Origin of the sequence: Moorena bouillonii PNG (genome assembly GCF_001942495.1) — a bacterium.
GTDB classification, from domain to species: Bacteria; Cyanobacteriota; Cyanobacteriia; order Cyanobacteriales; family Coleofasciculaceae; genus Moorena; species Moorena bouillonii.
Window position 1 is genome coordinate 504,320 of the sequence record NZ_MKZS01000001.1, and the last position, 6,498, is coordinate 510,817.

Annotated in this window: 6 protein-coding genes and 1 pseudogene; 3 read left to right on the plus strand and 4 right to left on the minus strand. The window is 41.7% G+C overall.

Translation table 11 applies throughout. From position 1 onward, the window contains the following. The first annotated feature begins 68 nt into the window (after nt 1-68). From BJP37_RS44835 to BJP37_RS02160, 3 genes and pseudogenes are all read left to right on the plus strand, one after another. Nucleotides 69-1,616 (plus strand): annotated as a pseudogene (locus BJP37_RS44835) (beta-barrel domain-containing protein). Nucleotides 1,617-1,735: 119 nt separating this feature from the next. Continuing rightward, nucleotides 1,736-1,957 (plus strand): hypothetical protein, encoded by a 222-nt coding sequence (locus BJP37_RS35385; protein ID WP_143727427.1) that lies wholly within the window; start codon nt 1,736-1,738, stop codon nt 1,955-1,957. Between the two features lie 32 nt (nt 1,958-1,989). Further along, entirely contained in the window at nt 1,990-2,745 is a 756-nt protein-coding gene (locus BJP37_RS02160) for a foldase protein PrsA (protein ID WP_075896110.1), read from the plus strand. A 211-nt stretch (nt 2,746-2,956) separates the two neighbouring features. Here BJP37_RS02160 and BJP37_RS38220 read toward each other — a convergent pair whose 3' ends face one another. The 4 genes from BJP37_RS38220 to BJP37_RS02175 all read right to left on the minus strand — a co-directional run bounded on the left by BJP37_RS38220 (nt 2,957) and on the right by BJP37_RS02175 (nt 6,297). Continuing rightward, nucleotides 2,957-3,109 carry a hypothetical protein gene (locus BJP37_RS38220; RefSeq protein WP_158069359.1) on the minus strand — a complete coding sequence of 51 codons (153 nt, stop codon included), beginning with the start codon at nt 3,107-3,109 and terminating at the stop codon, nt 2,957-2,959. A 516-nt stretch (nt 3,110-3,625) separates the two neighbouring features. Next, complete coding sequence (locus BJP37_RS02165) at nt 3,626-3,958, minus strand: hypothetical protein (RefSeq protein WP_081431034.1); 333 nt, start codon at nt 3,956-3,958, stop codon at nt 3,626-3,628. Between the two features lie 242 nt (nt 3,959-4,200). Beyond that, nucleotides 4,201-5,472, minus strand: a complete 1,272-nt coding sequence (locus tag BJP37_RS02170; RefSeq protein WP_070390932.1) for a nif11-class peptide radical SAM maturase 3 — start codon at nt 5,470-5,472, stop codon at nt 4,201-4,203. 513 nt (nt 5,473-5,985) lie between these two features. After that, nucleotides 5,986-6,297 carry a Nif11-like leader peptide family natural product precursor gene (locus tag BJP37_RS02175; protein WP_075896112.1) on the minus strand — a complete coding sequence of 104 codons (312 nt, stop codon included), beginning with the start codon at nt 6,295-6,297 and terminating at the stop codon, nt 5,986-5,988. Between the last annotated feature and the right edge of the window lie 201 nt (nt 6,298-6,498).

A 6,498-nucleotide genomic window follows, 5' to 3' on the forward strand; every position in this document is an offset into this window, starting at 1 on the left:
TATCATTTGTTTATTCATGACTAATCCTAATCCCCAATAACTAGTCTCAATAAATAAGAAATAAAATTATGCCCAATACATTGAATGGACACTTAAATGGAGACTTGAATGGACATCGTCCAACTCAGCTACAAGACACTAATCATGATCAAGATACTTTAAACGCACCAAACTTAGCTAAATTGACTGATGATTGGTCTTACGCTACTAAAGAATTACTCGATAGTTTGCCTCAGGTTTGGACAAGGGGATTACTGTACTTTATAGTAGTGTTTGTGTCGATTATTTTACCCTGGTCGATGCTCTATAAAGTAGATGAAACCGGTACAGCAAGAGGACGACTTGAACCAAAGGGTAAAACTGTGAGGCTGGATGCTGCTGTAGCCGGTACCGTGGATGAAATTAAAGTTAAAGAGGGGCAAAAGGTTGAGGCTGGACAAAATTTATTGATTTTGAAATCCGGGTTAGTTCGTACTGAATTGCAGCAAGTTAACGATAAATTAAAAGGGCAATTGAGTAGGCGATCGCAGTTAGAATTACTAAAAAATCAGTTAGTGGTAGTCTTGACAACTCAGCAGCAACAAAATCAAGCCCAAGCCTTGGAAAAGCAAGCTCAAATTGACCAAGCGCGACAGACTATAACTGATCTTAGGAATTCCTATAACTTACAAAAAGAAGAAAAATTAGCTCAAGTGAATCAAGCCAGGCAAAATCTTGAACTTAGTAAAACTGCCTCTAAGTTAATAGAAATTCGTTTAGCTAATGCCCAGCGATAAGTGCAACGCTATCGTAAACTTTGGCAACAAGGAGTTGTGCCAGAAATTGATGTATTAGATAAGGATGATGTGGTACAATAAAGGCGACGCTTCTATGAACAAACTAAGTCTGATCTTGAACAAGCTAAGTTACGGATTATGGAAGAACAAAGTAGTTATAAACGGACAATGGGTCAAGCCCAGGCAGATATTGATCAAGCAAAGTTACGATTAAAATAACAGGAAAGGAGTTATCATAGTATAATTCATTCCGGTAAGTTATCTGTACTTAAAATAGAAGAACAACTGAATAATATAGATACCCAAATTACTACCCTAAATTCAGAAATTTCTCAGAGTAAGCGTCAGATTGACTCCTTGCAGCTTCAGTTAAAGCAACGAGTCTTAGAGGCACCGGTCAGTGGAATGGTATTTCAGTTACCGATTCAAAGACCTGGTGCTGTAGTGCAGCAGGGAACTATGGTAGCAGAAATTGCCCCAGAGGATTCATCATTAATTATTCGAGCCCAGATGGCAACCACTGAAAGTGGTTCTTTAAAGAAAGGAATGCCAGTTAAATTGAAATTTGATGCCTATCCGTTTCAAGAGTATGGGGTGATAGCAGGAGAATTAGTGGAAATTTCTCCAACTACCTCTGAGGTGGAAACGCAAAATGGAAAGGTAGCAGCATACAACATAGAAATTGCCTTAAATCAAGATTGTCTTCCCACAGGTAAGGAGTGTATTGGGTTGCGTCCTGGAGATACAGCGACTGCTGAGGTGATTGTACGCCAGCGTCGGATTATTGATTTTATTCTCGATCCGTTTAAGAAGTTGCAGCAAGGAGGTTTGAAATTATAGGTAATTTCCGGGATGTGATATCAGTCACTTCAGGGCATTATCAATTAGTGCATTTCTCAATTTCTTGAGGTACTTTCAGTCTGGATTTTAGGGAGCTGGGAGTAGGGAAAGAGAGGGAAGTGTGGGAGGTGTGGGGGGGGTGGGGAGCAAGTGGTGTGGTTTCCACCACTCGCTATTGCATCAATACAATGTATTTAAAAATACCAAATTCTCGTCAACTACTTCTTCTCTCTCCCCACACTCTTCTTGTCTCCCCCCTCTCCCCACACTACTCCCTCTCCCCACACTCTGTTCCCTATTCCCTATTCCCTATTCCCTATTCCCTGCACCCAGCACTATAAATTTCACAGTTTAAATTACTAGGATAAACACGATGTCACCAGCTATCACAATTACCAAAGACGATATTCTTGAAGAAGTAAAGCTATCTTGTAAGATTCCTGAGATTATCGAAGCAATTACTATCCGCAAGTTAATCGCATCTGCTGCCGCTGAGGCGGGTATCCAAGTAGAAACAGAAGAACTTCAAGACGCAGCAGATCAATTCAGGATACTTAGCCAACTCGGGAGTGCTGAGGACACTTGGGCATGGCTAGAAAAACATGGGATGACCTTAGACGAATTTGAAACCATGGTATACAATGGCGCTATTTATAGAAAGTTAGCTAACCATTTATTTGCTGATAAAGTTGAGTCTTATTTTTATGAAAATCAGCTAGATTATGCTGGTGTGGTCATGTATGATATCATCATAGATGATGAAGATTTAGCGATGGAAGTATTTTATGGAATTCAGGAAGGAGAGATGAGTTTCTATGATGTTGCTCATCAGTATATTCAGGATAAAGAATTACGCCGATCTGGGGGATATCAAGGAGTAGTAAGTCGTGAAAATATCAAGCCAGAGATTTCTGCTGCTGTTTTTGCAGCTAAGCCACCGCAGGTTCTCAAACCCATTGTGACCTCTAAAGGCGTACATCTGATTTTAGTGGAGGAGATTATTGAACCGCAATTGGATGATAACCTGCGCTCTAAAATCCTCTTAAATTTGTTTTCTGAATGGACTAAGCAACAGGTTGATCAATTTGAAGTTACGAAAAACCTTGACTTAGATTACCAAGCTGCCTAGGTTTTGAGTGGAATGTAGAATGTAGAATGTAGAATGTAGAATGTAGAATTCTCAATTCTCAATTCTCAATTCTCAATTCTCAATTCTACTCTTGGTCTTTAAGCTCCTAAAATTAAATGCCCCCTGATCAGGCTCAGAGGGCATTTTTGATAATTTATCTTTCTAAGTTAAGTTCTCTGGATTGAGACTGTATTTGTTATTGAAATTATTTTTATATATTGATTTCAATTCTTTCGCCTTTTTCATTCGTAATAATTATCTGAATTCCTCCATAAGTTAAATTAAGTTCATTATCGCTTAGATCTTTGATAAAGCTTTCAGATTCTTTGGATGGAGCAATATCTGCAATTGTAATGTTAGCCATTTTTTAATTTCCTCGTCAATAATCTTAGTTTCAGTTGAGATGATCGTTTTCTTTGAGTCATCTTATTTATATCATATATTTTTTTTTCGATAATTTCAAGGGAGATGCCACTATAAAAACGACCAAAAAGATGCATTTATTTCATTTTTTATTCCCAATCATGACCGTTTTTTTGTCAAAACTGTAAAAACAATCATTATTAAGCACATAATCCAAACAGTTATGTCTTTTTAATGCTAGTCACTTCAGTCAAAACAAAACAGTACTCAAAAGCTATATAGCAGTACGGATTAAGGTTAGGACATTGATACAAGCTCAAAAGCTGTTATAGTAAACTTTTGCCTTTTGCCTTTTGCCTTTTGCCTTTTGCCTTTTGCCCTTGCCCGTAGGGCTATAACCTCCCTTTAGCCCAGACCAGGCTTAGCTCGCGCGTCCAAAAAAAAAGCCCGCCTGGGCGGACTGGATTTTCAAGGGAGTTTTGAAGTTCTAAGTTTTAACCCGAATTTGGAATCACTATTAACGTCTCAACACACCAGCTTCCTGCTCGATTCGGTCTAAAGCCTTCTTGGCTCTAAAAATAACTCTCAATAATGCCACCTGACTAGTCCAAGCTGAGCGTGGTAACAGGGGCAAGGGAGACTCTACCTCAGTCTGAGAGTCATCAATGGATAACTCTAAATTACTAGTTTTCAAATTACTAGTCTTGTGATCGGAAACTGGAGTATTATCTAGCGCTATTGAATCAGTGGAGATATTAGTCATAGGAATGGCTTGCTCAAAGGGATAATTAGCTTGATGTAGCTTGATGTAGCTTGATGTAGGGTGGGCAGTGCTTGACAAACGATTCATGTGCTGGCCATAGCTTTGGTAGCCACTGCCCACCGAGGATTAATCACAAGCTTGATGTAGGGTGGGCAGTGCTTGACAAACGATTCATGTGCTGGCCATAGCTTTGGTAGCCACTGCCCACCGAGGATTAATCACAAGCTTGATGTAGGGTGGGCAGTGCTTGACAAACGATTCATGTGCTGGCCATAGCTTTGGTAGCCACTGCCCACCGAGGATTAATCACAATAGTGCCAGATCTTAAATTAACTGCTACTACTAGCTAAAGATGGCACCAACTCCTCTTGTTCCTGCCAACCTTTTGGCCAAAGTATACGATCAGCACTAAAGTGAAGTGGATCATTGTCTGGCCAAGGAGCATCAATTGGTTCCTCAATCAGAACAAATTCGCCATTATCAAAAGGGTTACCTTCGGCGCGATGCTTGATTTCAACTCGTTCCCGAATACCCTGTTTTTCCTGAGTAAGAGCGCGGTGGTGACAGTAAGGATTATTCCCTCTGCGGTCAAAGAAAACATGAGCAGTCCAACTGCAGCCACCACGACACAGTTGAGCAAATTCACAACTCTTGCAGAAACCCCACAGATGGTCTGTACCTTTAGGAGTATCAGCTCCTAGATTAAACCGCAACTCCTCGGTCTCTTCAATAATTTCACGCAGGGAGTGGTCTCGGATATTACCTCCAGTGTAGGCGGAAGTCGGCAATGAGGGACAACCTTTGATAGCACCATCGGCTTCGATGCCTAAGCTAGATAGTCCAGCATTGCACCCCTGCCAAAATGCCCAAGGATTATCCTCTCCCCGTCCCCGCAGCAGTCGTTCATAGGGACCATAGTAACCAATATTATTACCAGCTTGAACCTTTACCCCTTCCCGAAAAGCCCGACGGGCCACCCGCGCTATCATCGGGTATACATCTAGCAACTCATAGGGTTGCAGCAGAATCTCACTATTATCCGCCGCATTCCCCATGGGTACAGTCAACTGAATTTGCCAAGCGAAGACTCCTGCATCCCGGATGCGCTCGTAAATCTGGGGAAACTCTGGTGCACTGAGGCGATTAATTTGAGTGTTACAACCAAAGGGGATACCGGCCTCTTTGAGATGGCTCATGGTCTTAAACGCCCATTGCCAAGAACCTTTCCTACCCCGCAACCGGTCGTGTGTGGCTTCTAAACCATCCACGGACACAGAAACTACTCGAATCCCAGCATCTTTCATCCGGCGGGCTGTATCTAAGCTAATCCCAAACCCTCCAGTGGTCATGCCACAGACCATTCCAGCGGAGGTAATCGCTTTGGCAATATCGAGCCAGTCAGGACGTAGAAAGGCTTCACCTCCAATTAAGGTGACTTCTGTAATCCCAACGTCGGCCAGTTGTCTGACCATGTCTAGGGCTTCTGTAGTGGAAAGTTCTTTAGCCCTGGTATGACCAGCCCGAGAACCACAGTGTTGACAGGCTAAATTGCACTTAAGGGTGATTTCCCAGACGGCATAACTAATTCTGCGATAGGTCATCACAATTCTCCCATGTTAAGTTATCTCGAAAGAGGGACAGACATCAGCTGATCTAGCAGTTTTCAATGGGGTGAGGTACAGAGTCCTGGGTTTTAGGGAACAGGGAATAGGGAATAGGGAATGGAAAAACGGGAATAGGGAAAAAATCCTGTGTACCTCATAAGTATATAAAACCCTAGAGTAAGCCAATCACAAATTAGTGACTTGGGTGTCAAAAAACTACCAATTAAAGATATCAATTCAAGTAGGGTGGGCAAAGTGATCTAATTTAGACTATTCAAAATAATCAAACTTTTTTTGCCCACCGGACGAGCTAAAAACTGGTGGTTTTTTTTGCTACTCCCTTACCGACTAACTATCTGTAGCATCCATAAACTGAAATGGTATGATCTGTGTCTGTCGGAATCAACCTGAGCTTATTGCTCAAACTTCCTTAGAGAGTATTGTCTGTGACAATCCCATACATCGGCTGAGGTCACCAATGTTTAGACCGCCAAACAACCCCCCTATAAATTAAAAGTGCCGAATAACTACCCCATAAATTGAAATTGCCTGAATACCTCGCGTTATGCCCATAACTTCACTAGCCCCACCAAAAACAGCTTCTAGTTCTTGTTTATCAAGATCCCTCAGACCATCTTCAGCAGCACTTGACTCCAACAATTGGCCAGTGTAGTCTTCAAACTCCTCTTGGGTGAAGTCATAGCCAGCGCTTTGCACGATTTGGCGACATTCATCTTTACTGTTTACTCCTTGAATTTGGGCACGGAATGCTTGATCAGTGCCTAGCCTTTCGTAGAAGGCTTTAACATTTTCTAAAGACATAGTTTTCTCCTGAAATTACTGAAATACTGTTCGTAGCATCGGTAAAAAAACAGAGCTAAAAACTGGTGTTTTTTTGGCTACTCCCTTACCGACTAACTATCTGTAGCATCCATAAACTGAAATGCTATGATCTGTGTGTGTCGGAACTAACGGGGGGACAGAGCGGGTATAGCCATTGTGTAGCAAGGGATACAGCAGATG

What these genes read in the sequence shown, in the direction of transcription:
- BJP37_RS02160 (WP_075896110.1), top strand. Translation starts at nt 1,990, where the DNA reads ATGTCACCAGCTATCACAATTACCAAAGACGATATTCTTGAAGAAGTA.
- BJP37_RS38220 (WP_158069359.1), bottom strand. Translation starts at nt 3,109, where the DNA reads ATGGCTAACATTACAATTGCAGATATTGCTCCATCCAAAGAATCTGAA.
- BJP37_RS02165 (WP_081431034.1), bottom strand. Translation starts at nt 3,958, where the DNA reads ATGAATCGTTTGTCAAGCACTGCCCACCCTACATCAAGCTACATCAAG.
- BJP37_RS02170 (WP_070390932.1), bottom strand. Translation starts at nt 5,472, where the DNA reads ATGACCTATCGCAGAATTAGTTATGCCGTCTGGGAAATCACCCTTAAG.
- BJP37_RS02175 (WP_075896112.1), bottom strand. Translation starts at nt 6,297, where the DNA reads ATGTCTTTAGAAAATGTTAAAGCCTTCTACGAAAGGCTAGGCACTGAT.